The sequence below is a fragment of the Candidatus Deferrimicrobiaceae bacterium genome, assembly GCA_036504035.1.
Lineage (GTDB): Bacteria > Desulfobacterota > Deferrimicrobia > Deferrimicrobiales > Deferrimicrobiaceae > JANXPS01.
In genome coordinates, this window is record DASXVV010000008.1 from 1 (window position 1) to 26,409 (window position 26,409).

The 26,409-nt window shown below is 65.6% G+C and carries 21 protein-coding genes; 8 read left to right on the forward strand and 13 right to left on the reverse strand.

Features of this window, described 5'->3' with window-relative positions; all coding sequences use genetic code 11:
- Window positions 1-494: 494 nt before the first annotated feature.
- Complete coding sequence (locus VGK27_04700) at window positions 495-3,041, forward strand: bifunctional aconitate hydratase 2/2-methylisocitrate dehydratase (protein ID HEY3489406.1); 2,547 nt, start codon at window positions 495-497, stop codon at window positions 3,039-3,041.
- A gap of 74 nt (window positions 3,042-3,115) precedes the next feature.
- Here the strand turns inward: VGK27_04700 and VGK27_04705 are convergent, their stop codons facing one another.
- Window positions 3,116-3,529, reverse strand: a complete 414-nt coding sequence (locus tag VGK27_04705) for a bacteriohemerythrin (GenBank protein ID HEY3489407.1) — start codon at window positions 3,527-3,529, stop codon at window positions 3,116-3,118.
- 180 nt (window positions 3,530-3,709) lie between these two features.
- On the reverse strand, window positions 3,710-4,975 hold the full coding sequence (locus VGK27_04710) for a transporter substrate-binding domain-containing protein (protein HEY3489408.1): 1,266 nt from the start codon (window positions 4,973-4,975) through the stop codon (window positions 3,710-3,712).
- Between the two features lie 134 nt (window positions 4,976-5,109).
- Between VGK27_04710 and VGK27_04715 the strand changes: the two genes are divergently transcribed.
- Both VGK27_04715 and VGK27_04720 read left to right on the forward strand, forming a co-directional pair.
- Window positions 5,110-6,687 (forward strand): PQQ-binding-like beta-propeller repeat protein, encoded by a 1,578-nt coding sequence (locus VGK27_04715; GenBank protein HEY3489409.1) that lies wholly within the window; start codon window positions 5,110-5,112, stop codon window positions 6,685-6,687.
- A 74-nt stretch (window positions 6,688-6,761) separates the two neighbouring features.
- Complete coding sequence (locus tag VGK27_04720; protein HEY3489410.1) at window positions 6,762-6,947, forward strand: hypothetical protein; 186 nt, start codon at window positions 6,762-6,764, stop codon at window positions 6,945-6,947.
- Here VGK27_04720 and VGK27_04725 read toward each other — a convergent pair.
- From VGK27_04725 to VGK27_04745, 5 genes are all read right to left on the reverse strand, one after another.
- Entirely contained in the window at window positions 6,944-8,914 is a 1,971-nt protein-coding gene (locus VGK27_04725) for an ATP-dependent helicase (protein ID HEY3489411.1), read from the reverse strand. The two genes, VGK27_04720 and VGK27_04725, sit on opposite strands and share 4 nt — an antisense overlap.
- A gap of 97 nt (window positions 8,915-9,011) precedes the next feature.
- Window positions 9,012-9,452 (reverse strand): preprotein translocase subunit SecG, encoded by a 441-nt coding sequence (secG, locus tag VGK27_04730; GenBank protein ID HEY3489412.1) that lies wholly within the window; start codon window positions 9,450-9,452, stop codon window positions 9,012-9,014.
- Between the two features lie 19 nt (window positions 9,453-9,471).
- A complete protein-coding gene (gene tpiA / locus VGK27_04735) occupies window positions 9,472-10,224 on the reverse strand; it encodes a triose-phosphate isomerase (protein HEY3489413.1) in 753 nt (250 codons plus the stop codon).
- A 13-nt stretch (window positions 10,225-10,237) separates the two neighbouring features.
- Window positions 10,238-11,242, reverse strand: coding sequence for a type I glyceraldehyde-3-phosphate dehydrogenase (gene gap / locus VGK27_04740; protein HEY3489414.1), 1,005 nt, complete (start codon window positions 11,240-11,242; stop codon window positions 10,238-10,240).
- Window positions 11,243-11,312: 70 nt separating this feature from the next.
- A complete protein-coding gene (locus tag VGK27_04745) occupies window positions 11,313-11,825 on the reverse strand; it encodes an LEA type 2 family protein (GenBank protein ID HEY3489415.1) in 513 nt (170 codons plus the stop codon).
- Here VGK27_04745 and VGK27_04750 point away from each other — a divergent pair.
- Genes VGK27_04750 through VGK27_04765 form a run of 4 tightly spaced genes read left to right on the forward strand, consistent with a single transcriptional unit; the run spans window position 11,818 to window position 17,125 of the window.
- Window positions 11,818-13,413, forward strand: coding sequence for an FAD-dependent oxidoreductase (locus VGK27_04750; protein HEY3489416.1), 1,596 nt, complete (start codon window positions 11,818-11,820; stop codon window positions 13,411-13,413). The genes VGK27_04745 and VGK27_04750 overlap by 8 nt on opposite strands.
- Before the next feature lie 23 nt (window positions 13,414-13,436).
- Window positions 13,437-14,402, forward strand: a complete 966-nt coding sequence (locus VGK27_04755; GenBank protein ID HEY3489417.1) for an OB-fold nucleic acid binding domain-containing protein — start codon at window positions 13,437-13,439, stop codon at window positions 14,400-14,402.
- 6 nt (window positions 14,403-14,408) lie between these two features.
- A complete protein-coding gene (locus VGK27_04760; protein HEY3489418.1) occupies window positions 14,409-16,568 on the forward strand; it encodes an ATP-binding protein in 2,160 nt (719 codons plus the stop codon).
- The gene (locus tag VGK27_04765; protein ID HEY3489419.1) at window positions 16,565-17,125 is read left to right on the forward strand and encodes a DNA-3-methyladenine glycosylase I; all 561 of its coding nucleotides are present in this window, start codon (window positions 16,565-16,567) and stop codon (window positions 17,123-17,125) included. The genes VGK27_04760 and VGK27_04765 overlap by 4 nt, the downstream gene beginning before the upstream one ends.
- A 96-nt stretch (window positions 17,126-17,221) precedes the next feature.
- Here VGK27_04765 and VGK27_04770 read toward each other — a convergent pair whose 3' ends face one another.
- Both VGK27_04770 and VGK27_04775 read right to left on the reverse strand, forming a co-directional pair.
- Complete coding sequence (locus VGK27_04770) at window positions 17,222-19,438, reverse strand: multiheme c-type cytochrome (GenBank protein HEY3489420.1); 2,217 nt, start codon at window positions 19,436-19,438, stop codon at window positions 17,222-17,224.
- Window positions 19,439-19,743: 305 nt separating this feature from the next.
- On the reverse strand, window positions 19,744-21,504 hold the full coding sequence (locus tag VGK27_04775; GenBank protein ID HEY3489421.1) for a sigma 54-interacting transcriptional regulator: 1,761 nt from the start codon (window positions 21,502-21,504) through the stop codon (window positions 19,744-19,746).
- Window positions 21,505-21,523: 19 nt separating this feature from the next.
- Between VGK27_04775 and VGK27_04780 the strand changes: the two genes are divergently transcribed.
- Window positions 21,524-21,931 carry a DNA-3-methyladenine glycosylase I gene (locus tag VGK27_04780; GenBank protein HEY3489422.1) on the forward strand — a complete coding sequence of 136 codons (408 nt, stop codon included), beginning with the start codon at window positions 21,524-21,526 and terminating at the stop codon, window positions 21,929-21,931.
- 9 nt (window positions 21,932-21,940) lie between these two features.
- On the opposite strand, the gene VGK27_04785 is transcribed toward VGK27_04780, so the two are convergent.
- The 4 genes from VGK27_04785 to VGK27_04800 form a co-directional block, all read right to left on the reverse strand.
- Window positions 21,941-22,552 carry a transglutaminase family protein gene (locus tag VGK27_04785; GenBank protein ID HEY3489423.1) on the reverse strand — a complete coding sequence of 204 codons (612 nt, stop codon included), beginning with the start codon at window positions 22,550-22,552 and terminating at the stop codon, window positions 21,941-21,943.
- A gap of 62 nt (window positions 22,553-22,614) precedes the next feature.
- Window positions 22,615-23,985 carry a TatD family hydrolase gene (locus tag VGK27_04790; GenBank protein ID HEY3489424.1) on the reverse strand — a complete coding sequence of 457 codons (1,371 nt, stop codon included), beginning with the start codon at window positions 23,983-23,985 and terminating at the stop codon, window positions 22,615-22,617.
- 14 nt (window positions 23,986-23,999) lie between these two features.
- Complete coding sequence (metG, locus tag VGK27_04795; GenBank protein ID HEY3489425.1) at window positions 24,000-25,547, reverse strand: methionine--tRNA ligase; 1,548 nt, start codon at window positions 25,545-25,547, stop codon at window positions 24,000-24,002.
- A complete protein-coding gene (locus VGK27_04800; GenBank protein ID HEY3489426.1) occupies window positions 25,544-26,404 on the reverse strand; it encodes a stage 0 sporulation family protein in 861 nt (286 codons plus the stop codon). Before VGK27_04800 ends, metG begins: the two co-directional genes overlap by 4 nt.
- Window positions 26,405-26,409 lie beyond the last annotated feature (5 nt).

Here is a 26,409-nt window from a genome sequence, read left to right on the forward strand (position 1 = left end):
TGCTGACGCGCAGGTATTCGGCGAGGTCGAAATGGCCGGCGCCGGCCTCATCCTTGAACCAGGACGCCTGGGACGAACTGCGCCCCGAGAGCGTCATGGCGCCGGCGGTCGACGAAAGACCGCACAGGACGAGGAGGGCCGACAAAAGTACTGCTGTGGACCTCTTCATTGCATAGTGCCTCCTTTCTCTTGAATTGACGGTCACGTGCGAAAAAGTGCTTGGGCCTTACAGGTAACAGGAATCATTGTTCGCACACAGTATACATGTGCCGAAATGCGTTTGCTACCTATCGGCATTTCGGCCTGAAATATTCAGTCCTATTTTCGGCGCAAGTCGAGAACGGTCTCGGCGGCGCCCGGAAGGCGGCCCATCATTCTTTGCCAACGCCGGCGATTGCACGTATGATATGGAGGATTTACGTGACCGCAGCCCGATCGTCCTCATCGTTGGAACCGCATACGCATTGCCACCCACTTACTCAGGAGGAACTCCGATGATCGAAGCGTACCTGCAGCATGAGAAAGAACGTGCCAAGCTGGGCATTCCCGCCCTGCCGCTGACGCCCGACCAGACCGCCGACCTGTGCAAGCTGCTCCAGAAGCCGCCCAAGGGGAAAGAGAAGTTCCTGCTCTCGCTCCTCAAGGACCGCGTCTCCCCCGGCGTCGATCCTGCCGCCAAGGTCAAGGCCGAGTTCCTCGCGGGCATCGTTTCCGGCAAGGTCAAGTCTCCGCTGGTCGACGCGAAGGCCGCGATCGCGATGCTCGGCACCATGATCGGCGGATACAACGTGGCGCCGCTCGTCGCTGCCCTCAAGGACAAGAAACTGGCCGATGACGCAGCGAAGGCGCTGTCCGGCATCACGCTCGTCTACGACGCGTTCGACGAGGTTTTAGCGTTGGCCAAGGCCAAGAACGCCGCCGCCGCGGTCGTGCTCAAGTCGTGGGCCGAAGCCGAGTGGTTCACGAACCGCCCCGGCGTCCCCGAGACGATCAAGGTCAAGGTCTTCAAGGTCGACGGCGAGATCAATACCGACGACTTCTCCCCGGCGGGCGACGCGTTCAGCCGTCCCGACATCCCGCTCCACGCGCTGGCCATGGGCAAGACGCGCTTCAAGGGCGGCCTCGAGACGATCGCCAAGTTCCGCAAGGACGGCTACCGGGTCGCCTTCGTCGGCGACGTCGTCGGCACCGGCTCCTCCCGCAAGTCGGCGTGCAACAGCGTGCTGTGGCACATCGGCGAAGAGATCCCGTGCGTTCCCAACAAGAAGACGCGCGGCGTCATCATCGGCGGCGTCATCGCCCCGATCTTCTTCAATACGGCTCAGGACTCGGGCGCGCTTCCCCTGAAGGCCGACGTCGGCAACATGAAGACCGGCGACGTCATCGTGATCGACACGAAGAAGGGTGTCATCACCGACGAGAAGGGGAAGGAACTCTCGAAGTTCAAGATCGCCCCCAACACGCTGGCCGACGAATTCCGCGCCGGCGGCCGCATCCCGCTCATCATCGGCCGCGCCGTCACCGACAAGGCGAGGAAGGCGCTGGGCCTCAAGCCCACCACCGTCTTCACGCTGCCCGTCAACCCGAAGGCCAAGGCCGGCCAGGGCTACTCGCTTGCCCAGAAGATGGTCGGCGCGGCGTGCGGCCTGAAGAAAGGCGCGGGCGTCCTGCCCGGCACCGCCTGCGACCCCAGGATGACCACGGTCGGCTCCCAGGACACGACCGGCCCGATGACCGCCGACGAGCTGAAGGAGCTGGCGTGCCTCAAGTTCCAGGCGCCCATGTTCATGCAGTCGTTCTGCCACACGGCGGCCTATCCCAAGGCGGCCGACGTCAAGATGCACAAGAACCTGCCCGGCTTCGTCTCCGAGCGTGGCGGCGTTGCGCTCAAGCCCGGCGACGGCGTCATCCACTCGTGGCTCAACCGCCTGCTGCTCCCCGACACGGTCGGTACCGGCGGCGACTCGCACACCCGCTTCCCGATGGGCATCTCCTTCCCGGCCGGGTCCGGCCTCGTCGCCTTCGCGGGCGCCATGGGCTTCATGCCGCTCGACATGCCCGAGTCCGTGCTCGTCCGCTTCAAGGGCAAGCTCAACCCCGGCATGACGCTGCGTGACGTCGTCAACGCCATCCCCTACTTCGCCATCAAGAAGAAGCTGCTGACGGTCCCCAAGAAGAACAAGGTCAACATCTTCAACGGCCGCATCCTCGAGATGGAAGGGCTCCCCGACCTCACCGTCGAGCAGGCGTTCGAGCTCACCGACGCGGCGGCCGAGCGCTCCGCGGCTGCCGGCTGCATCCAGCTCTCCGAGAAGTCGGTCTCGACTTACCTGCGCTCCAACGTCGCCCTGATGAAGAAGATGATCAAGGACGGCTACTCCGACCCGCAGACGCTCGCGAACCGGATCAAGGCCGTCGAGAAGTGGCTCAAGAAGCCCGAGCTGCTCAAGGCCGACACGAAGAACGTCGAGTATGCGGCCGTGCTCGAGATCGACCTGAAGGACATCAAGGAGCCGATCCTGGCGTGCCCCAACGACCCCGACGACGTCAAGCTGCTGTCGCAGGTCGCCGGCGAGAAGATCCAGGACGTGTTCCTCGGCTCCTGCATGACCAACATCGGCCACTTCCGCGCCGCGGCCGAGATCTGGAAGGGACAGAAGTTCAACGCCGATGTCCGCACCTGGATCTGCCCGCCGACCCGGATGGACCAGAAGCAGCTCAAGGAAGAGGCCGTCTTCTCGGTCTACAGCGCCTTCGGCGCCCGCATCGAGATCGCCGGCTGCTCGCTCTGCATGGGCAACCAGGCGCGCGTTCCGGCCGGGGTCAACATGTTCTCGACCTCGACCCGCAACTTCGACGATCGCATCGGCGACGGCGCCCGAGTCTATCTGGGGTCCGCCGAGCTCGGCGCGGTGACCGCGCTAATGGGCAAGCTGCCCAAGCCGGCCGAGTACCTGGCCGTCTACAAGGAAAAGATCGCGCCCAACAGCGACAAGATCTACAAGTACCTGCAGTTCGACGAGATGCCCGAGTACAAATAGGCATCCCTTCGCAACGGAAACGGCCCGCCGAGATCGATCTCGGCGGGCCGTTTCCGTTGGAGCCGGTGCTGCGGTCAGGCGAGGAGCGTCCGCCCCGCGAACAGGAACTCGGCGTATTGCTTGTCTTCGGTGATGATGTGGTTCATGAACCAGTCCCGCATGAATTCGAGGGCGCTGGCGCCGATGCGGGCGTCCCCGCTCTTATGGCGGGACTGCAGGAGACCGAGCTGCGAGGCGAAATACGCGTGTTCGCTGCGCTGTCGGGCGATCTCGGGAAAGCCGATGCCCTCCATCAACTTTTCCTCGTCGGCGAAGTGGATCCGGATATAGCGGTCGAGCTCGCGCAGCAGCGGGTCCAGGAAGTCTTCTTCACGGCGTTGCTCGATCGCCTGGTCGAGCTCGTTGAGGAGGTAGAAGAATTGTCGATGCTGGTTGTCGATGTGGTCGATCCCCATGCGAAAGCTTTCTTTCCAGGCGTACATGACCATGCTCCGCCTCCTTCCGCCGAAACGTATACGATTGAAATATCCCGAATGATGTAGCATTGCAGGTCTTCCCCCGGGGAGCAAGGGGGAAACTCGACAGGAGGGAACCCGACATGAAATGCTCGCCGCAACCGGTATCCGGCCACGGCGAGCGATGGCGTTCGAGAGACGACCGGCGCTTTTCTACCGGAACGGATACCCGTAATATCCGTAGTACTGATCCGAATACTGGTAGTCGAGCATCATCTTCGTTTTGGTGATGTCGGTCTGGTATTGCTCGCGCTCCTTCTTGGCGCGCTCGAACTCGTTTCCGGCTTCCCGGGTGATCCGTTCTTCCTCCGCCTTGGCGTCGATGCGAATCTGGTCGATCACGCCCTTGTGGCTCGCGATGACCTTATTCACCTCGTCGTCCGAGATGTTCATGGCTACGACGAATCCGGGCTGTATCACGCCGTTGCCGACGTCGCCGGCGTCGATATAGGTCTCTTCCTCATAGATTCCGCTAACTTTCCCGTGCCCCACGAGGTTGCCGCTGGGGTCGAAGATCGAGACCTCGGCCGCCGGGCGGAAACGCCCGCTGATCGGAAGGACCAGGAACCGCTTGTTGGTCTGGGCCACCCGCGTCACCACGCCGGCAGACTGGACCGAACGGGATGCGGCGATCGTACCCTGCTCGTTCCCCTTGCCCTGGAACCATCTGTCGAGGATCTTGCGGAGCCCGTCGTTGCCGTTCAGTTCGGTCAGCGTCGCGTTCACGAACTCGAGGAGGCGGGCATCCCCACGCCGGACCGCCATCCGGTAGCCTTCCTCGGAAAGCTTGACCGCTTCGGGGATCTCGTACTCCCCTTTCGGCAGGCCGGACAGGCACCCGTACAGGTTGGATCCGGAAGCGGACAGTGCATCGACCTCTCCCTTCTGAAGCGCTTCCGTCGCCTTTCTGGAATCGGTAAAGAAATAGCAGACCGCGCCCGGAACCTGCGCCTTGATCTCGCGCTCGGCTGCCGATCCCGGGCCGACGCCGACCTTCTTGCCTTCCAGCGCCTTGATCGTCGAAACCGTCCCGGTCTTCGCGAGGACCCGTTGCGACATGCGGAAATAGGGCTGGCTGAAGTCGGCGAGCTTTCCACGGTCCGGTGTCGCGGTGACCGTGGCGGCGACGAGGTCGACGTTTCCGTCGAGCAACTCAGGAATCCAACTGGTGGAGGTGACGGTCTTCAGGCGCAACTTGACGTCGAGCCGCTTCGCGATCGCCGTCGCCAAGTCGATATCCACGCCGACCGTTTCGCCCGTGTCCCGGTTGATGAAGCCGAACGGAGGCGCGTCGTCGCGGACTCCGACGATCAGGACGCCCCGGCTTCGTACATCCTGAAGCGTATCCGCGCTCCAGGCGTAATGGTTGACGGCGAGCATCGCCACTAAAGCCATCAGGATCGCCATTCGGACCTTCATTATCCTTCCCTCCCGGTTATCTGCATATCCGCCCATTAGGTGCCGCTAGGCCCGCTACGGATTCGTTCCCGAATACCCTTTTCGTGTGCTACCTTACGGGGTTGAATTACACCTGATAACCGGAGCCGGGAACCATGATGCCGATTGCCGACCGCAAGGGCCTGACCGCGATAATCCTCTTCCTCGCACTTTCACTCCCGTCCTTCGCCGCCAAGGATGCTCCCTTGCCGCCACCCGCCGAGATCGAGGATGCGAGGCAAAGAATCCGCTTCCTCCGGGAATCGCTCGTAACGGTCGACGCCTGGGTCGAGTGGAACTGGGGGACCGAATTCGACCGGAGCAACCCCGAGTTGTCGCGCGCTCCGGAAAAGGGGGCGAACGAGACGCCGGAGGCGTTCAAGGAACGGCAGATGAAGGTGCGGATGGCGATGTCCGACGTGAAGTCCAGGCTGCGCACGGATCGCAAGGAGTGGCTCGCGAAAGAATGGGATCGCGCCCTGGCCGCCGAGATCGAAGAGCCGCTGGCGGTGAAGCTGGGGCCGTACGACGGCGACCGGAAGCTGTTTCCGCTGCTGCTCGGCTTCGGCTGGCCGTCCGGCCTGTCGGTCAACCTGCGGATTCCCGAACGGGAGCGGGCGGCGTTCGAGGCGCAATTTCCCGCGACGCTTCCCGCCACGTTCCGGGTCAACGAGCAGGGCGAGGTTCAGCTCCTGTCGATCGAGAGACGGTGGGATACCGATGCCCAGGAGGTCTATGTCGCCCCGCCGGGGCCTCGCCTGGCCTGGCAGGCGGCGCATGCCTCCTGGGTGACGGCGGTCGCGGTCCGGGCCGACGGGTCGCAGGTGCTTTCGGCGGGTGCCGACGGCCTGATCGATTGCCGCGATGCCGAAAGCGGGAACCCGCTGTTCCAACTCGTGAAGGTGGAGATGGCGCTGGCGCTCGCCTATAGCCCCGACGGCATGACGTTCGCAACCGGCGGCGCCGACTCGGCGCTGCGCGTCCGAAGCGCGACGGACGGCCGCGAGATCTGGAAGGTGCAGCAGAAAGGGATGATCATGGCGGTGGCGTACAGCCCGGATGGCCGCTACATCGCCACGGGAGACGACGCCGGCTTCCTGCGCATCCGGAACGCCGAAACGGGGGAGGAGCGAATCAAGGCCGAAGCGGGCATGCCCGTCCGCGCGGTCGATTTCACGAAGGGGGGCCGGGGGATCGTCGTCGGGGGCGAGGGGGAGCACGTCCTGCTGTGGGACATGGGAACCGAGCGTTTCGCCTGGCGAAAGAAGATCGAGTGGCCTGCCTACGCGGTCGCGGCGAGTCCTTCGGGAGGCCTCGTCGTCGTGGGGGGCGGCGGGAAAGAGCTCCTGATGCTGCGCGAAGCCGACGGGACCGAACTCTGGAACGCAAAGACCGAGGGCGAGGTGCGAGCGGTCCGCTTCGACCCCTCCGGACGGCTGTTGGCCGCGGGAGGCGCAGGCTACACGGCCCGGGTGTTTCCCGCCTCGGGAGGCGATTCCGTCTGGTCGGCGCAGATCGGCAATCCGATCCGGTCGCTGGGGTTCGGCGCCGACGGCCGGAAACTCTTCGTCGGCTCGGCCGATGGCGGCCTCCGGATGTTCAACATCGACGAGGGCGACCGCGTCCAGGCGGCGTTCGGGACGCCGGGCCGGATCTATGTCGAGCGGAAGCGGGTCGAAACGCTTTTCCGCTGAGCGATCCGGTTTTCGATTCCCGCCGTGCTACGATAGAAAAAGAACCATTAGCCGGCAGGCATGGGGTGGGAACCGTGGGACGCGACGACTGGATGTACGACGAGGATTCGCTGGACGAAGCCGAAGAAGAGGGCAGCAAGCCCGAGCCGGCCGAGCGGCAATGCCCGAACTGCCAGCGTTACGTCCCTTCCGACGCGCCCTACTGCGCCTGGTGCTGCCGTCCGTTCCCCGAGAAGAAGGAGCCGCCCCGCCGGGGCTAGTCGAACAGCGCGTAGCGCGGAAGCAGCTGCGCGGGGACCTCGTCGGCGAAGCGGGAGGGCAGCGAGAGTACCGTGCCCGTCGCGCGCTCGAAGATGTTCACGGGGTAGGTCATCGCCAGGATGTCCTTGGCTCGCGTCGCGGCGACATAGAACAGCCGCCGTTCCTCCTCCATCTCGTCCTCATTCTCCGCAGCCCGCATCGACGGCAGCTTCCCATCGAGCACCCAGATGATGAAGACCGCCTTCCATTCGAGCCCCTTGGCCGAGTGGATCGTCGAAAGCGTCAGGTATTCCTCCTCGGTATCGGGTGCCGCCATGTCGCCTACCGAGGCCGTTGGCGGCTCGAGGGTGATCTCGGCGAGGAACTCGGGCAGCGACCCGTGCCGGGCGCACAGCGATTCCATGTGCTCCAGGTCCTTGAGCCGGCGCGGAAAATCGTCGAAGCGCGCCTCGAGGATCGGCCGGTAATGCGCCAGCACGCGCGCTACCACCTCGGTCACCGCGATCCCGTGCTCCCCCGAGAGTCCCGATAGCAGCGCCGCCAGCTTCGCCGCCTCCTCGGACTTGCTCATCCGGGACAACCCCTCGATCACCGGCGCGAGCGACGCCTGCTCGTATGCCGCCCGCGCCAGATCGGCGCTCTTCTTCTTCCCGATCCCCGGCAACAGCGACAGGATGCGCGACACGCTCAGCGAGTCGCGCGGGTTGTCGATGGCGCGCAGGTGGGCCACGACATCCTTGACGTGTGCGGTCTCGAGGAATTTGAATCCGCCGAACTTCCGGTAGGGGATGTGCCGCTTCGCGAGCTCGACCTCGAGGTCGAAGGACAGGTAGGCGGCGCGGAACAGCACGGCGATCTCGGAGAGCGCGAGGCCCTGGTCCTCGATCAGCTCGACGATCCGGTCGGCGACGAAGAGCGACTGCGTCCGCTCGTTGGGGGCGGAGATGAGGGCGGGCCGGTCGCCGTCGACGCGGTTGGAGAACAGGCGCTTAGGGAATTTCTCGGACGCGTGCGCGATGACTTCGTTCGTGACGTCGAGGATCGGCTGCCGGCTGCGATAGTTCTCCTCGAGCCAGATCGTGCGGGCGCCGGGGAAGTCGGAGGTGAAGTCCATGATGTTGCGGAAGCGGGCGCCCCGGAAGGAATAGATGCTCTGGGCGTCGTCGCCGACCACGGTGATGTTGTCGTGCGCGTCGGCCAGAAGCCGGAGGATCTCGGCCTGGATCCGGTTGGTGTCCTGGTATTCGTCGACCAGGATATGGCGATACGTCCCGGAGATCGTCCGCCGGATTCCGGGATTTTCCCGCAAGAGCGTCGCCAGGTGCAGAAGAAGGTCATCGTAGTCCATCAGGTTCCGCTCGCGCTTGGCAACGCGGTACAGCTCGGCGATCCGGACGATGTCGTCAACGCAATAGAGAAAGTGGGGGGCATCCCGAGTCACGACCTCCCCGACCGATTCCTCACGGTTGGCGGCTCGGCTGAACAGGTCGGCCAGCGTCTCCTTCTTCGGGAAGCGCAGCGTCTTGTGGGAGACGTCGATCTCGTGACGCATCAGCCCGACAAGCTCGCTGGAATCGGCCCGGTCGAGGATCGTGAAATTATCGCCGAACCCGATCGCGGCAGCGTGCCGCCGGAGCATGAGGTTGGCGAAGGAGTGGAAGGTGCCCCCGGACACCTTCTCGCAGCGGCGATCGAGCAGCACGGCGGCGCGCTGCAGCATCTCGGAGGCGGAGCGGCGCGTGAAGGTGAGGAGCAGGATCGAAGAGGGTGCGACGCCCTGCTCGACGAGGCGGGCCACCCGGTAGATGAGCGTTCGCGTCTTGCCCGTGCCCGCCCCGGCGACGATCAGCAGCGGCCCGTCGCCGTGCATCACGGCCTCGAGCTGGCGCTCGTTGAGCGCCTTCGCGTAGTCGATGCCCGCCCCGGGATCCGGAACCGGGCGGAGCGAATATCTGCGAGGGGTCATGGGCGGTTGTTCAGGCATGGTTTCCCGGGGCGAAAAAAGGGCGGCCCGCGGCGAATGCGCGAGCCGCCCGAAAGGGGCACGAAAAAGGTGCGACGCTCTATTTCGCGGGGGCCGCCGGAGCGGGCGTTCCCGCGGGCTGTGCAGGCGCGGAGGGCGCCGCGCCGCCCTTCTGGAACGGGTTGGGAACCGGGCCGCCGGGCTGGCCGCCCGCCGCCCCCGGAGGCATCCCGCCCGGCATGCCCTGGGGCATCTGCTGGCGCATCGGGACGGCGCCCTTCATGAGGCTGCTCGAGGGGCGGTTGCCCGTGGAGTAGGCGAGGAAGAGCGACGTGAACATGAAGATGACGGCCGCGCCCGCGGTCAGCCGACTGAGGAAGCTTGTGGGGCCGCTCGAGCCGAAGAGCGTGTTGGAGCTGCCGCCGCCGAAGACTGCGCCGATGTCGGCGCCCTTCCCGGTCTGGAGAAGGATGATCAGGATGAGGGCGATCGATACGATGACGTGGAACGTGACGACGATCGGATAGATGAAAGAAGGCATGGGCTTGGCGGATCCTCCGTTATATGAACTTCACGATGTCTGCGAACGAATCGGGTTTGAGGCTGGCGCCTCCGACCAGGCCGCCGTCGATGTCGGGCTGCGACATGAGCGCCCGGATGTTGCCGGGATTGACCGAGCCGCCGTAAATGATGCGGACGGATGCCGCGGCTTCGGCGCCCCACAACCCGGAAAGCAGGGTGCGGAGCCGGGCATGCACTTCCTGGGCCTGCTCGGGGGTCGCGGTCCGGCCGGTGCCGATGGCCCACACCGGTTCGTAGGCGACGATGATGCGGGAAGCTTCGGAGGCGGGAATGCCGTCGAGCCCGCCGTAAAGCTGCCGCTCGACGACTTCAAACGTCTGGCCACCCTCGCGCTCGGCCAGCGTCTCGCCGAGGCACAGGATGGGGGTGAGCGGGGCGGCGAGCGCCGTCTTGACCTTGCGGTTGACCGAGGCGTCGGTCTCGGCGAAGTACTGGCGCCGCTCGGAGTGGCCGATGATGGCGTGAGTGGCGCCAGCCTCGCGGAGCATCTTCGCGGACACCTCGCCGGTGAACGCACCCTCGGCCTCGAAGTGGAGATTCTGGGCCGCGACGGCGATGCGCGTGCCGGACGTCAGCGCGGCGACGGTGGACAGCGAGGTGAACGTCGGCGCGAGGACGACCTCGACGCCGGCGGCATCGACGATCATCGGCAGGAAGGCGCGGACGAAGGCCACGGCCTCGGCCGCAGTCTTGTACATCTTCCAGTTGCCGGCGATGACGGGCGTGCGCAAGACGGTCCCTTTCCTAGCTCTTCGACGCGGTGTATCTCGCGAGGTCGAGCAGGCGGCAGGAGTAGCCCCACTCGTTGTCGTACCAGGAGAGGATCTTCAGCAGCTTCCCGCCGATCACCTTGGTGGACAGCGCGTCGAACGAGGAGGAAACCGACGTGTGGTTGAAGTCGGTGGAGACGAGCGGCTCGTCGACGTAGTCGAGGATTCCCTTGAGCGGCCCCTCGGCCGCTGCCTTCATGGCTGCGTTGACCGCATCGGCAGTGGCGTCCTTCGACAGGATGACGGTCAGGTCGACCACCGAGACGTTGGGGGTCGGGACGCGGATGGCGCCGCCGTCGAGCTTGCCCTTGAGTTCGGGGAGGACCAGGGCGACCGCCTTGGCGGCGCCCGTCGTGGTCGGGATCATCGACATGGCGGCCGCACGCGCCCGGCGCAGGTCCTTGTGCGGGAAGTCGAGGATCACCTGGTCGTTGGTGTAGGAGTGGACCGTGGTCATCAGCCCGCTCTCGATGCCGAACGAATCGAGCAGCACCTTGGCCACCGGCGCGAGGCAGTTGGTGGTGCAGGAAGCGTTGGACAGGATGAAGTGCTTCGACGGGTCGAACGACTTCTCGTTGACGCCCATGACGAAGGTGGCGTCGGGATCTTTGGCCGGGGCCGAGATGATGACCCGCTTGGCGCCCGCCGCGATGTGCTTGCCCGCGCCGGCCCGGTCGACGAAATGGCCGGTGGACTCGATGACGACGTCGACGCCCAGCGCGCTCCAGGGGAGCTCGGCCGGGTCGCGGAGGGCGAACACCTTGATGGTCTTGCCGTTGACGACGATCGCGCCGTCGGCGGGCGTCACCGTGCCCTGGAAGCGGCCGTGGACGGAATCGTATTTCAGGAGGTGCGCCAGCGTTTTGGCATCGGTCAGGTCGTTGATGGCGACGATGTCGATCGAAGGATCGATGCACGCCGCGCGGAACAGGTTGCGCCCGATGCGGCCGAAGCCGTTGATTGCCATTTTGAGAGCCATGACGAGATTCCCCCGCTGAATGGATATTGAGTCGAAAAGACGAAATTATACTCTTATAATAACATGAAGGTCAATTTAGGCCGATCCCCATCCGCTTCAGGATGTAGAACAGGTCGTAGCTGCCGGTTTTCGAGAAGGGGATGCGGATCACGCTCCCGATCGGCGTACGCAGCCCGACCGAGCCGTCGAATCCCCACGAGAGCGATTTCTTCGTGAGTACCTGCCGCGCAGCCGCCTCGAACGCTCCGGGCTTCAGCGAGATGGGCACCCGGACGGTCGTGACGCCGGACGAGGCGATATGGATGTCCTCGGCATTCTCCCCCTCGGCCACCACCTCGTTGCCGATCATGCCGGAATAAGCGATGCGCGCGGCGTTGAGCGCGTAGGGATTGGGGTTGTCGACCTTCAGCGTGACCATGAAGCGCCAAGCCGACAGGGGATTCTTCGTGGGGTCGGAGTCGAGCGTGACGTCGACCAGCTCGACCTTGGGCGTCTCGAACACTTGCTTCACCATCTGGCGGCAGCCCGTTGCCGGCAGGATGACGAGCAGCAGGATCCACAGGAGGACTACTGATTTGGCCATTCGCATGTCTGACATCCGGGTACCGCTGGATTTTTCGGAAAAGGCGCTGGCGTCGCGCTTCCTCACGATTATAAGCGTTCCCATGCACGAGTTGACGCGATTTTCCATCGTCCGCCGCGGATTCGACGCGCGCGGGAAAGGGGGCGTGCGCCGCGTCTACGCGGTCGAGTGCGAGCTGGCCTCCGAGGCGCTCGAGGCGCGGGTGTGCGCCGCGGTTCCCGCCGCCCGCCGGTTCGAGCCTGAGCCCGACCCGTTCCCCGCCCGGTCCGTACCGCCGCCGGCCGTCCGGCCCGTGGTCGTCGGCGCCGGCCCCGCCGGCCTTTTTGCGGCGCTGACGCTCGCCCGGTTCGGGGCGCGTCCGCTGCTGCTCGAGCGGGGGCGCGCCGTCGGGCAGCGCTCGCGCGACGTCAGCGCCTTCTGGTCCTCCGGGGCGCTCGATCCCGAGAGCAACGTCCAGTTCGGCGAGGGGGGAGCGGGGACCTTCTCGGACGGGAAGCTGACCACGCGCATCGGTGATCCGCTGGTCGGGCACGTCCTCGACACGTTCGAGGACATGGCCGGGTTGCCCGGGTTGTCGATCGACGCGAAGCCGCACGTGGGCACCGACCGGCTGCTCCGCTTCTGCGGAAAGATGCGCGCCGAGCTTTCGGAGCTGGGCGCCGAGATCCGTTTCGGGGCGCGGGTCGACGACCTGCTGGCGGACGGCGGGCGGGTGCGCGCGGTCCGTCTCGCCTCGGGGGAGGAGATCCCGTGCGAGGCGCTCGTGCTGGCGGTAGGCCATTCGGCGCGCGACACCCTCCGGATGCTGCACGGGCATGGCATCGCGATGGCCGCCAAGCCCTTCGCGGTGGGATTCCGGGTCGAGCACAAGCAGCCGCTGATCGACCGGATCCAGTACGGCGATTCCGCGGGGCACCCGGCGCTCCCGCCGGCGGACTACCGGCTGGCCGCCACCGCCCCATCGGGCCGCAGCGTCTACTCGTTCTGCATGTGTCCGGGCGGCCGGGTGATCGCGGCGTCCTCGGAAGCGGGGGGGCTGCCGATCAACGGGATGAGCGCGAACCGACGCGATTCCGGGTTCGCCAACAGCGGCATCGTGGCCTCGGTCGGCCCCGAGGATTTCGGCGTCGACGGGGGGGCGCTTGCGGGCCTCGCATTCCAGGAACGGATCGAACAGGCGGCTTTCCGGGCGGGCGGCGGGGGCTACGGCATCCCGGCAGCCAACCTGATGGCGTTCATCCATGGGCGCGACATCCCCCTGACGCGCACGGGCGCGCAGGCGGCATCCGTCGTGCCCTCCGATCTGCGCGGCATCCTCCCGGCGCCGATCGAGGACGACCTGCGCGCCGGCCTCCGGAAATTCGGCCAGTCGGTGCGCGGCTTCGCCACGGAAGGGGCCACGCTCTACGCCGTCGAGTCGCGCACGTCCGCCCCGGTCCGGTTTGCGCGGGAAAATTACGAGTCGATCACGATCAAAGGGTTGTATCCTGTAGGGGAAGGCGCCGGACACGCGGGGGGCATCGTTTCGTCGGCCGTCGACGGGATCCGCGCCGCGCTTCGCATCCTCGAAACACTCTCAAACAAATAATGCGACAAGGGGCAACGAAGGAAATGGCATTGAAGGAGAAGTACGTCAAGGACATCAAGGAAGGCGAATACGTCAAGGACCTGTTCCTGGTCGGGAACAAGGCGCTGTTGTCCAGCAGCAACGGGAAACCGTACATGAGCCTGACGCTGCGCGACCGGACGGGACAGCTCGAGTGCCGCGTGTGGGACCGCGCCGACGAGATCTCGAAGCGCTTCGAGCGCGACGACATCGTCGAGGCGTCCGGCATGGCGATCGTCTACCAGGGGCGCATGCAGATGAAGGTGAACGACGTCCGCAAGGCCGACCTCGAGAAGGTCGACCTGGGCGAATTCCTCCCGGTGACGCGGCAGGGGATCGAGCCGTTGTGGACGAAGCTCCAGGAGCTGGTCGCGGGCGTCACGGACCCGGACCTGTCGACGCTGCTCCGTGCGGTTTTCCCCGATCCGCCCGAGACCGACATGGCGCGCCGCTTCCGGCAGGCGCCCGGCGGGAAGACGATGCACCACGACTATATCGGCGGGCTGATGGAGCACACGGTCTCGGCGGCGACGATCTGCCGCTTCCTCACCGGCCACTACGAGGGGTTGAACGGCGACCTGCTCGTCGCGGGCGCGCTGCTCCACGACATCGGCAAGGTCGAGGAGCTCTCGTACGCGGGCGCGTTCGACTACACCGACGAGGGGCGGCTGCTCGGGCACCTCTACATGGGCGCCGAGTGGGTTTCCCGGCAGTGCGACGCCATCCCCGGGTTCCCCCAGGACAAGCGGATCCTCCTCAAGCACATGATCCTCTCCCACCACGGCGAGCTGGAATACGGCTCGCCCAAGCGGCCCAAGACGCTCGAGGCGATCCTGCTCCACTACGTCGAGAACATGGACGCGAAGGCTGCGGCCTTCTCCGACGCGATGGAAGAGATGCGCGAGGGCGCCCGCTGGACCGACTACCAGCGGATGTTCGAGCGGTACCTGTTCTCCGGAAAGTTCGAATAGGGCCCGATGACGGGGGTAAGTGTCGAACAGCTCAAGGCGCGTCTCGGCGTCTTCGTCGGGCTGATCCTCGCCGGCGTCGTCGCGGTGTCGTCCTGGACCGTCGTCACCGAGCGGCTGGACACGATCGACCGGGCCGAACGACGGGCGTCCGGTTATGCCCGGGCGCTGGCGGAGCACAGCGAGAGTGCGTTCGCCGAGTCCGACCGGCTGCTGCGCGACCTGCTGCGGGAGATCCGCCGGGAGGGCGGCGCGGACCGGATAAACCCGCGGACGCTGTTTCAGGAGATGGGGGCCGAGGCCGCCGGCGCGTCCCAGGTGGGCGTCATATTTCTTGCCGACCGGCATGGGGTGATGTTCTCCAACTCGGGCGAATATCCCCCGAAGCCGGTCAACGTCGGGGATCGGGACTACTTCCGCCATTACGTCGATACCCCGGGCGCCGACCTGACGCTCGGGAAGCCGGTGATGAGCCGGCTGGTCGGGCGGTGGCGTTTCAACCTGATGCGGCCGCTCAACGCGCCCGGGGCGCCGTTCGACGGCCTGGCCGCGGTCGCCTTCGAAGTCGACTATTTCAAGAAGTTCTTCGACGCCGACAGTCTCGGGCCGCACGGGCGCGTGATTCTCGTCCGCAACGACGGCGCGCCGCTGGTCTTCACGCCCTACGTCGACAACGCGTACCAGCGGAATTTCCGCGACTCGATGTTTTTCCGGGCGTTGCCGCCGGGAGTTCTTAGCGGTACCTACCGGGTGGCCCGAGGCCTGTCGGACAACTCCGCCCGGATCGTCTCCTGGCAACGGGTCGCCCGCTTCCCCGTAGTCGCGATGATCTCGCTCGCCGAGGAGGACGTGCTCGCCCCCTGGCGGAAACGAGCGTTGACCCAGGGCGCGCTGACGATCGGCCTGTGCCTCGTCATCCTGCTCCTGACCCGCATCATGTTTCAGCACCTCGACCGGTTGCGGGAGGCGCAGGCGACGCTCGCGGAGCAGCAGGAGCGGCAGCACCGGCTCGAGGAGCAGCTCCGCCACATCCAGAAAATCGAGGCGGTCGGGCAGTTGGCCGGCGGGGTGGCGCACGACTTCAACAACCTGTTGACGCCGATCATCGTTTCCGCCGAGCTGGCCCGCAGCGCGATTTCCCCGGGCGATCCGCTGAATGGGCGGATGGAGGGCATCCTCTCCGCTGCCCACAAGGCGAAGGATCTGACGCAGAAACTGCTCTCCGTCGCCCGCCGCCAGATGCTCTCCATGGCGCCGATCGACCTTAACCGTGTGGTGTCCGATCTCCGAGAGATCCTCCGGCGCACGATCCGGGAGGAGATCGAAATCGACATGCGCCTGTCTCCGGGGACGGCCTCCATCCTGGGCGATCAAGGGCAGATCGAGCAGATCCTGCTGAACCTGGCGGTCAATGCGCAGGACGCCATCGCGGGGCACGGCCGCATCGCCATCGAGACCGGCCGGGTGACGATCGACGACGCGTTAGCGGAGCGCAATCCCGGAATGCGGACGGGTCCCCACGTCTTCCTCTCCTTCTCCGACACCGGTTGCGGCATGGAAGCGGACGTGGTGGCGCATGTGTTCGAGCCGTTCTTCACCACGAAAGCGGTCGGCCAGGGCACGGGCTTGGGGCTGGCGACCGTCTACGGGATCGTGAAGCAGCACGAGGGCTACGTCCGCGTCGATAGCCGTTTGGGCGAGGGCACGACCTTTGTGATCTATTTCCCGGCGTGCAGCGCGGAGGAGGATCGCCGACCCGCTGCAGCGGCCCAAAACGAGCCGCCGAAGGCGCTTCCCGGGAACTGCGAGGTGCTTGTCGTCGAGGACAACGAGATGGTCCGGGCGTTGATCGTCGGCATGCTGGGCACGTTCGGCTACAAGGTGACCGAAACCGGGTCGCCCCGGGATGCGATCCGGATCGCCGGAGAGACGGGCCGGAAGATCGACCTGCTGATCTCCGACATGATCATGCCCGAGATGAACGGCCGGCAGGTGTATGACCTGATCCGGGCAACCCGCCCGTCGCTGCCGGCGCTCTTCATCTCCGGCTATACCCAGGACGCCTCGATCCCGGACGCCCAGCTCGGGAGGGGGGTCCGCTTCCTGAAGAAGCCGTTCACGGTCGGGGATTTTCTCGAGAACGTCCGGGCCTCCCTGGAGGGGCGTTGATCCGCTGCCCCTGGGCGGGCGAAGATCCGGGGATGGTCCGCTATCACGACGAGGAGTGGGGGACGCCCCAGCGCGACGACCGGGCGCTGTTCGAGTTCCTGATTCTCGAGGGGGCGCAGGCCGGGCTTTCCTGGTCCACGATCCTGCGCAAGCGCGAGGCCTACCGCCGGGCGTTCTTGGGGTTCGACCCGGAGAAGATCGCCCGGTATGCGGACGCCGATATGCTTCGGCTGCTTGCCGATCCCGGCATCGTGCGCAATCGTCTCAAGGTCAAGGGGGCGGTCCGCAACGCGCGCGCGACGCTGTCGCTGGTCGAGGAGCGGGGTTCGCTATCGGATTTTCTCTGGGAATTCGTCGGGGGGGAGCCGGTCGTCAACGCATGGCGGTCGATGAGCGAGGTGCCCGCCCAGACCGACGCATCCCGGGCGATGAGCCGCGAACTTTTGCGCCGCAACTTCACCTTCGTGGGCCCCACGATCTGCTATGCCTTCATGCAGGCCACGGGCATGGTGAACGACCACCTGGTCGACTGCTTCCGCCATCCGCCGAGCCGTTAGGCGGATACCCGTAGGTCCATAAGCTTCGCGAGGGAGAATAAAAGCAAGGGGGGCTGCGACGCGTGTCGCAGCCCCCCTTCTCGTTTGTGCGGCTGCTTATTTCACGATGCTCTTGCTGCAGTTCTGGGGATAGGTCGTGCCGTTGTACGTCAACTGCGTGACCTTGAAGACGTAGGTGCCCGTGGGCAGCGACGTCTTCGTGTACGGGAACGAGACGGTTCCGGCGTTGCCGGTCGTGCCGGAGAAGGCCACCGGAGTGGCGGTACCCGGGATTGTCAGCGACCCGGTGACGGTCACGTTTGGAAGTACTGCCTGCGTGGTCGAGTTCACGGCCGTCACGACGGTCGTGAGCGTCTGGTTTTTCCGCGTGCTCGTGAACGTCATGGCGATATTGCCGAGGCCCGGCGTGACCACCGGCGCCTCGATGTCGCCGTGCTTGGGATCGACGCGACCGTTGCCGTCCTTGTCGGGATAGCCGAGGTAGCCGAAGTCGACCCGCTTCGGTCCGACGGGAACTCGGCCCGCGTACTCGTCATCCGTCATGTGGCAGGTGTAGCACGGCTCGCCCATTTCCGCTCCGCCCTTGATGGCGTGGCTCGGAGTGATGAAGGAACCGACAGGAAAGCGCGGGTCGGCGCCCTTGCCCGGATCTGCCGGGTCCACCATGTTGGGAGGCACCCACATTCCGAAGAAGCTTTCCCCGGACCATGCCGCGCCCATTGCCGCCATCCCGGAGTCGATGGCCTTTTTGATGCCGGGGTAAGTGGCGCCGGTCTGCGGGCCGGGAATCGGGGTGCCGACGACGGTGCCGGCCTCGGACAGGTAGATCTTCCGGTCGAACATCAGCATCATCGGGAAGTTGTCGAGCATGGCCGCCATGTCCGGGCGCGCGACCCAGTAGGCTGCCGCATCGGCGTACTGCGGGTCGTTGAAGTTCATGCTCTGGAATATCTTCCAGTTTTTCTCGTAGAACCACTTCATCGAGTACATGCGCGTGCCGGTGACGTTGTCTTTCGCGTTTGCGAGCCAGCCGCCGTCGAACAGCATGCCGCTGATGAACGGCTTGAGGGCGAAGAGCATGGAGCAGCCGCCGACGCTCTTCCGGGCGCCGTACGCGCCGGAAGGCTGCGCCAGCATGGACGCTTTTCCGTCGAACCAGCGGATCGCCGGCACGTTGTCGAGGATCTGGGAGTATTTGAAGGTCGTGTCGCGATGATCGTAAAGCTCTACGTAGGCATCCCACAGGCCGGGGTACTGGGTGCCGGTCGTGGTGGCCGGGGTGATGTCCCAGGCGCCCGTCACCGGGTTCATGGTAAACGGCGCCCAAGCGCGGGCGGCGATGTTGTTGTCGGCCGGCAGGACCGGCATGTGGCACGCCTCGCAACGGACGTTGGTGGTGTGCTTGTTGAGATCCGCGGCGTTGGTCAGCGTGTGGGGCACCGTGCCGTGGCACGTCGCCGAAGCGCAGGAGAGGTCGACGTTGGGCAGGTCGTTGGCCACCATGTCGGTGACGAAGTTGCCGCGGGCGATCTTGTGCTGCTGCATTTGGTGGCACTGGCTGCAGTTGACGGCGGCCTTGGCATGGGCGTCATACTCGGGTTCGAACGGCGTGGCGCGTTTGTAGCCGGTGTAGCCGTGCTCGTGGCAGCGCAGGCAGTACTTGGTCTTCGGCAGGTTGCCGACCGACCCGGCGGTCTTGAGGCTGCGGTCCTGCGACCAGGTGAGGCCTGAATTGTCGGGCAGCGGGACAACCTTCCGGACGTGCGCTTCTGTGTTGGCGCCGTAGGTGGCGATGACAACGGCGTTGTCCCACTCGGCGCCGTAGTATTCGGCGTGGCAGCGTAGGCAGTCGATGTCGGGAATGGCGCTGTCGGCCGTCGGGTACATGATAGGAAGCTTGTAGGCGATGTGGCACTTGCCGCAGCCGTCTTCCTGCGTGTAGCCGGTCGGGCCGACGGCAATGTAGGCATAGTTGTTCGCCATCATCGTGCTGCCGGGCAGGCCGCAGGCGCGGTCGACCATCCCGTGGGCACCCCCGCCGGGCATGTCGATGAACGTGCTGAAGGTGCGGAACTGGAAGTGGGCCGAGTTGTAGACGTCTGTAGCGAGGTTGGAGCCCATCTTCGACGTGGTGTGGCAACCGAGGCAGGTCGAGGGGCCGTTGTACACGGAGAACTTCCTCGTGTGATCGACTCCCCCGTAACTGGGCGGGGCCGTCTTCCCCCCGGCCGATGCCAGGGCCGGGAACAGCAGAACGGTGATCAGGAGCGGTACGGCGAGGCACGACTGGAGCTTGTACTTGCCTTTACGCATGCAACACCTCCTGGAATGGTTACTCCGCATGTCGCAATTTCCGTTCCCGCGTGTATATTCGCAAGTTGTCGATTCTATTTGGGTATTTTGAAAGTATCGTGCCGGCCGATGTTTCAGGATGGTTCAAGGAGACGCGGGTGGGAACCGGAAGTCCCTGGTCCCGGGCGGGCCGGTCGTCAGGAAAGCGGCGCGTGCCGCCGTGCTTCAAGGGAAAACGGGCAGATGCCCGCCCCACGGATGGGACGGGGATTGAAACCGGATGAAACAAGCTGCTCCGGGCGGCCGGGAGAGGGAAGCGATCCGGGTCAATCACCTCGTCCGGGCAGGCGGATCGCGAGCTGTTTCATCCGGCGCCACAGGGTGCTTCGGCTGTACCCGAGGTCGCTCGCGGTCGCGCCGACATGCCAGTTGTTCGCCTCGAGCCGGCGCACGATCCGGGTGCGTTCGATGGACCGGAGGTCCGTGTCCTCGATCCTCGTTCCGCTTCTTTTGGTGGTGTGGGAGACGCCATCCCTGATTCCGGGTGGAAGCCCGCTCCGTTCGATCCGACGGCCTGCGCAGGAGGCCGTGGCGCAGAGCACGGCGTTTTCGAGCTCCCGGACGTTGCCGGGCCAGGCGTACGCGATGAAACACTGGAGCGCGCGCGTCGATATCCCCTCGACGTTTTTCCGGACGCCTGCGTGCTTTGCGATGAAGTGCTCCACGAGCAGCGGAATGTCCTCCCGGCGCTCCCGCAGGGGCGGCACGTGAACCGGGATCACGTGGAGGCGGTAGAAAAGGTCCTCGCGGAATGCCCCGCTTCGCACCATCGCCTCGAGCAGCCGGTTGGTCGCCGCGACGATCCTCACATCGACCTGCCGCGACGTCGTTTCTCCCACCCGCTCGAATTCCCTCGATTGGAGGAAGCGTAGAAGCTTGACCTGCATATCGAGGGGGATCTCGGAGATCTCGTCGAGAAAGAGGGTGCCCCCTTCGGCCGCCTCGAACTTTCCCTTCTTGTCCTTGATCGCCCCGGTAAAGGAGCCGCGCGCGTGGCCGAACAGCTCGCTCTCGAGAAGCGTGGACGTCAGTGCCGAGCAGTTGACGGCGATGAACGGTTTCGCCCTCCGCTCGCTGCGCTGGTGGATCGCGCGGGCGACCAGCTCCTTGCCGGTGCCCGTCTCCCCCTGAATCAATACCGTGGCGTCCGTGTCGCAGACGCTCGCGATCAGGTCGAACAGCTTCAGCATGGCCGGGCTTCTTCCCACGAATTCAGGGAAGGGTAGCTTCTCCGAAAGCGCCTTCCGTAGCGCCTCAACCTCGGTCCGGTCGATAACCGAGCAGACGGCGCCCTCGATTTCGTCTTCATCCTTCCCCCGGATGACGGCGGTCGTGACGAAGACCGGGACGGCGGTCCCGGTTCGGGAAATCAGCGTTTCCGAAAACCGTTCGACCCGCTTCTTTTCACGGAATGTCCAGGCGATCGGGCAGTCGGCATCGCAGCCGCTCCCTCTCAGCACCTCCCGGCACGGCTTCCCGTCGGCCTCGTCGGCGCGCCAGCCCGTAATCCGTTCCATGCTGGGACTGAAGTGGCCGATCCGCCCTTCCCTGTCTACGGTGAAAACCCCGTCCGCCATTGCATCGAGGACGGCCCGCAACTTCTCCTTGCCTTGCTGAAGCGCCGTCTGCGTCCGCTTCTGTTCGTCGATGATCCGCTGGACCATCGCCATATCCTTGATCGAATGGATCGTTCCCGAGCGTGCCCCCTGTTCGTCGTAGAGGGAGCTCGTGCTGACGCAGTAGACCGCGGCGTCGTGCCCCTCGCGCTTGACGAAATAGTCATGAACGACCGGGTTGCCCTCTGGAATCACCCGATCCGCGCAGCGGCTGGCGCAGATGCTCATTTTCAACTTGTCGCAGCAGCGGGGCGGATCGTGGTCCGGCCATTCGTCGAGTTCGAAAAGAGTGCGGGCGGCCTGGTTGGCGTAGACGAGTTTCCGATCCGGGGATATGACCACCAGCGGGTCGCCGCTGTTTTCGGCGATCGGGTCGGTGAAGGCAGGATGGGGTGCGGCGGCCGGTTTCATGATATAGGCCTCCGGGGGAATGACAGCTGACGGTCTATATCAGGCAGTTTCCAGGCGGGAAGTCAACCCGCCCTCCGCGCTTACCCCACTTCGTCGTAGGGACGGCGACGGAACCGGGCTTTCCTGGTCCACGATCCTGCGCAAGCGCGAGGCCTACCGCCGCGCGTTCTCGGGGTTCGACCCGGAGAAAATCGCCCGGTACGCGGACGCCGATATGCTTCGGCTGCTTGCCGATCCCGGCATCGTGCGCAATCGCCTCAAGGTCAAAGGTGCGGTCCGCAACGCGCGCGCGACGCTGGCGCTGGTCGAGGAGCGGGGTTCGCTATCGGATTTTCTCTGGTTCGTGGGCCCCACGATCTGCTACGCCTTCATGCAGGCCACGGGCATGGTGAACGACCACCTGGCCGACTGCTTCCGACATCCCTAGCCGCTCTGCTTATCTCACGGACTGGTGCATGGCCCCGACGGTGCCGTCCCGGAACAGATTCAGCTGCGAGACGACGGCGAATCCCTTGTCGTTGAAGCAGAAATCCTCTTCCCGCACGAAGGCCCGGCTGTACTCGAGACCGGGGAATTGATCGAACTCGAACTTGCCCAGCATCCCCGAGGGATCCTGCTGGAAACACCTTCCCTTGTATTCCAGGTCGATCCAAGCGTGGTCGGTCATGTAATCGGAGATGGCGACGTTCCCGGTGACGACGCGGACCGCGGTATGGGGAAGTTTCATCGCCCGGTAAAGGCTGCAGAGGAGGGCGGCCTTCCCGAGGCAGCTTCCCTCGCCGTCCCGCAAGACCCTGGCCGCGGAGGCATTGGGGGAGGAGGGGACGAAGCGGATCCGGTCCCGGACGCAATTGTAGGCGGCTTCCGGGGTTCCAAGCTGCGCGGCGAGTGCGCGGATCTGCTTGTCCGACGGATCGACGAGGGCCATGAGATCCCGGGTGTGATTGACCTGCATGTCGTGGTAGGCGGGGCGTTTGTTCAGAGGATGAGACCGGTTTCCGGCAAGGTAGCCGGCCCCGAAGGCGACAACGGGCAGAACCAGGGCCACGACAAGGATCCTGCGTTCCCGGGAGGTCATAGGGAGACCTTTCCATCCCGAAGGATGCGGTTTTACCCCACTTCGTCGTAGGGGCGGAGACGGTAGGTGACGCCGGGGATCGATTCGGCCAGGCGGCGGGCCGCGTCGGTGTCGAGGCCGGGCAGCGCGACGACGGTCGCCGTGACCGAAGGGACGTGTTTCGGGGCCTCGCGCAGGAAGTCGATCAGCGCGGGGAACGAGGCGGCGCCGTACCGGTTGGGGCAGATCTTCGCGTAGGTCTCGGCGTCGCCCGCGTTCATCGAGACCGACAGGGCATCGACGAGGCCCGACAACTCAGGCAGCACGTTGCGCCCGTGGACGAGCGACGCCAGCCCGTCGGTGTTGATCCGGATCGTCGCCCCCTTTTCCTTCAAAACCTTCGCGATCGACTTCACCTCTTCGAGCCGAAGCAGCGGCTCGCCGAAACCGCAGAAAACCACCTCGTCATAGCGGGTCGGATCGCCCACTTCGTCGAGGACCGCCCGGACCGTCGGCTCGTCGGCCAGTTGCAGCAGGTGCCCCTTGACGTGGAAATCGTGCCGTTTCGCGCAGAAGACGCAGGCGTTGGTGCAGCGGTTCGTCAGGTTGAGGTAGAGCGAATTGCGGATCTTGTAGGAGATGCGAACCGCCTCGTCGACCGGCAGCCGAAACAGCCGCTTCGCGTTGAGGCTCGTCACCCGCCCGACATCCTCGGCCGTGACGCTCTTGAGCGCGGCGATCTTGGCCGCGACCAGGGGAACATACGACGGCTCGTTTGGCTTGCCCCGATGCGGGATAGGTGCGAGGTAGGGGGAGTCGGTCTCGATCAGCAGCTTCTCGAGCGGCAGGCTGCGGACCACTTCGGCCAGCGTGTCGGCGTTCTTGTAGGTGACGGTGCCGGGGATCGAGACGAGGAAGTTCATCGAGACGACCTCGAACGCCATCGCGAGGTCGCCGGAGAAGCAGTGGAGGACGCCGCCGACCTCGGGTGCGCCCTCGTCTTTCAGAATGGCGAGGACATCGTCGTGGGCGTCGCGGTCGTGGATGAGCACGGGCAGGCCGCAGCGGCGCGCCAGCCGGATCTGCGCGCGGAAGGCGGCCTGCTGGAGGTCGCGCGGGCAGCGGTCCCGATAGTAGTCGAGCCCGATCTCGCCGATCGCCACCACCTTGTCGCACGAGGCGAGTCGTTCGAGCTCGACGAGCGCGTCGGGCGTAAGCGTCGCCGCGTCGTGCGGGTGGACGCCGACGGCCGCGTAGACGCCCTCGTGCCGGTGGGCGATCTCGATGGCGGCTGCGCTGCTCTCGAGGTCGATGCCGACGGCGAGGATGTGTCCGACGCCCGCGGCGCGGGCCCGGGCGACCACATCGCTTTCGGTTTCGCGCAGCGGGGAGATGTCGAGGTGGGCGTGCGTGTCGAAGAACATGGGCGGAAGGGGCGTTACGCCGGCTCCTCTTCGATGCGTGGGAAGGCGATCGCGGACTTCTCGAGCGTGACGCCGGCTTCAAGGCCGCCCCACGCGCCGGAGGCCGCAAGCGTCGTCCCGGCCACGGGGGTGTCGCATCCCAGCGCGGCCCACATCTTTTGCGCGGCGGCCGGGATGACGGGGGAGGTGAGCAGCACGCAGATGCGCGCCGCCTCGAGCGCGTTGTAGAGCACGGTGCCGAGACGCCCCTTCATGGCCGGGTCCTTGGCCAGCTTCCATGGCTCGGTCGTGTCGATATACTTGTTTGCGGCGTCGACCAGCTCCCAGATCGACTCGAGCGCCCGGCTGAACTCGAGCTCGTTCATGTGCGCGTCGACGGACGAGACGACCGAGGCCGCCTTCGCGGCCAGCGCCGCGTCGAGGTCGCCCTCGGGCGCCGGCGCCTGCACGACGCCGCCGAAATTCTTGCCGAGCATGCCCAGCGTCCGGTTGAGCAGGTTGCCGAAGGCGTTCGAGAGGTCGGCGTTGATCCGGTGCACCATCGACTTCTTCGAGAAGTCGCCGTCCTTGCCGAACGGCACCTCGCGCAAAAGGAAATAGCGGAAGGCGTCGGCGCCGTAGGCTTCGACCATCTCGTAGGGGTCGACGACATTCCCCAGCGACTTGCTCATCTTCTGGCCCTCGACGGTCCACCACCCGTGGGCGAAGACGCCCTTGGGCGGTGCGATCCCCGCTGACATCAGGAACGCGGGCCAGTAGACGCAATGGAACTTGATGATGTCCTTGCCGACGAGGTGGATGTCGGCCGGCCAGAACGTGTCGACCTGAGCGGGGTTCGCGTCGGGGTAGCCCAGGCCTGTAAGGTAATTGGTGAGCGCGTCGTACCAGACGTAGATGACGTGCGCCGGGTCGCCGGGCACCGGGATGCCCCAGGACAGCGAGGTGCGCGAGATGGACAGGTCGTTCAGGCCCCCCTCGACGAACGAGACGATCTCGTTGCGCCGCGCCTCGGGGCGGATGAACTTCGGGTTCGCCTTGTAATACGCGAGCAGCCGGTCCTGGTATTTCGACAGGCGGAAGAAGTAGGACGGCTCGGAGCGCTTCTCGGCCGGCCGCTTGCAATCGGGGCATAGCCCCCCGTCGAGCAGCTGGAGCTCGGTCCAGAACGACTCGCAAGGCGTGCAGTACCAGCCCTCGTAGGCGCCGAGGTAGATGTCGCCGTTCGCGAGGGAGATCTCGAACAGCTTCGAAACCGCCGCGTAGTGGCGGGGCTCGGAGGTGCGGATGAAGTCGTCGTTGGTGATCTCGAGTGCGGGAGTGAGCCCCTGGAAGCGGGTGACGACCCGGTCGGCCAGTTCCCGCGGCTGGAGTCCCAGCTTCGCGGCGCTCTTCTGCACCTTCTCGCCGTGCTCGTCGGTGCCGGTCAGGAAAAACACCTGGCGCCCTTTGAGCCGGTTATAGCGCGCAAGCGTATCGGCCGCGACCGTCGTGTAGGCGTGACCGATGTGCGGCACGTCGTTGACGTAGTAGATGGGCGTGGTGATGTAGAACGTGTCGCTCACTCCGTCACCTCGGGGCCGGGGGTGGCCGGTGCCGAAGTCGTGCCGGCGTCGGGGGGAATTTCCGGCGCCGCAACGGTCGCCGTCGCGGCCTCTTGCGGGGGAGCCGTCCTGGAAGGATTCGCCTTGTCGGCGGGTGCGGCTTCCCGCGGCCGGCCCTGCGGGCCCGGCTTGCCGCCGGTGTCGCGGCGTCCGCCCTTGCCGCCACAAGCACCGCCCTTGCACCCGTACGATTCGTGTTCGTAGATCAGGCAGCACATGAGGCGGCCGCACACGCCCGACAGCTTGGCGGGGTTGAGCGACAGCCGCTGGTCCTTCGCCATCTTGACCGTGATCGGCTCGAAGTCGGTCAAAAACGAGGCGCAGCAAAGCTCCTTGCCGCACGGACCGATACCGCCGATGACGCGCGCCTCGTCGCGGACGCCGATCTGCCGCATCTCGATGCGGGTCCGGAGCTCGTGGGCAAGATCCTTGACCAGCTCCCGGAAGTCGATCCGGCCGTCGGCCGTGAAGTAGAAGATGGCCTTGCTCCGGTCGAGCAGGATCTCGGTGCGTACGAGCTTCATGTCGAGACCGCGGGCCGCGATCCGGTCGACGCAGACGTCGTGTGCGTCGCTCTCGCGCTTCTCGTTTTCCTTGTGGATGCGCAGGTCGTCGGCCGTGGCGACGCGCAGGACGCGGGGCCACGTGGTTTTCTCCCCCGTCGGGGTGAAGTCGCGGAGGCGCCGGTCGACTTCGCCCAAGGCGACGCCCCGCTCGGTCGACACCACCGCGAAATCGCCCTTTTCGAGCGGAACGTCGGTGCAGTCGAAATGGTATATCTTGCAAACGCCGCGCAGCTTGACTCCGGCGAGCTCCATAGACT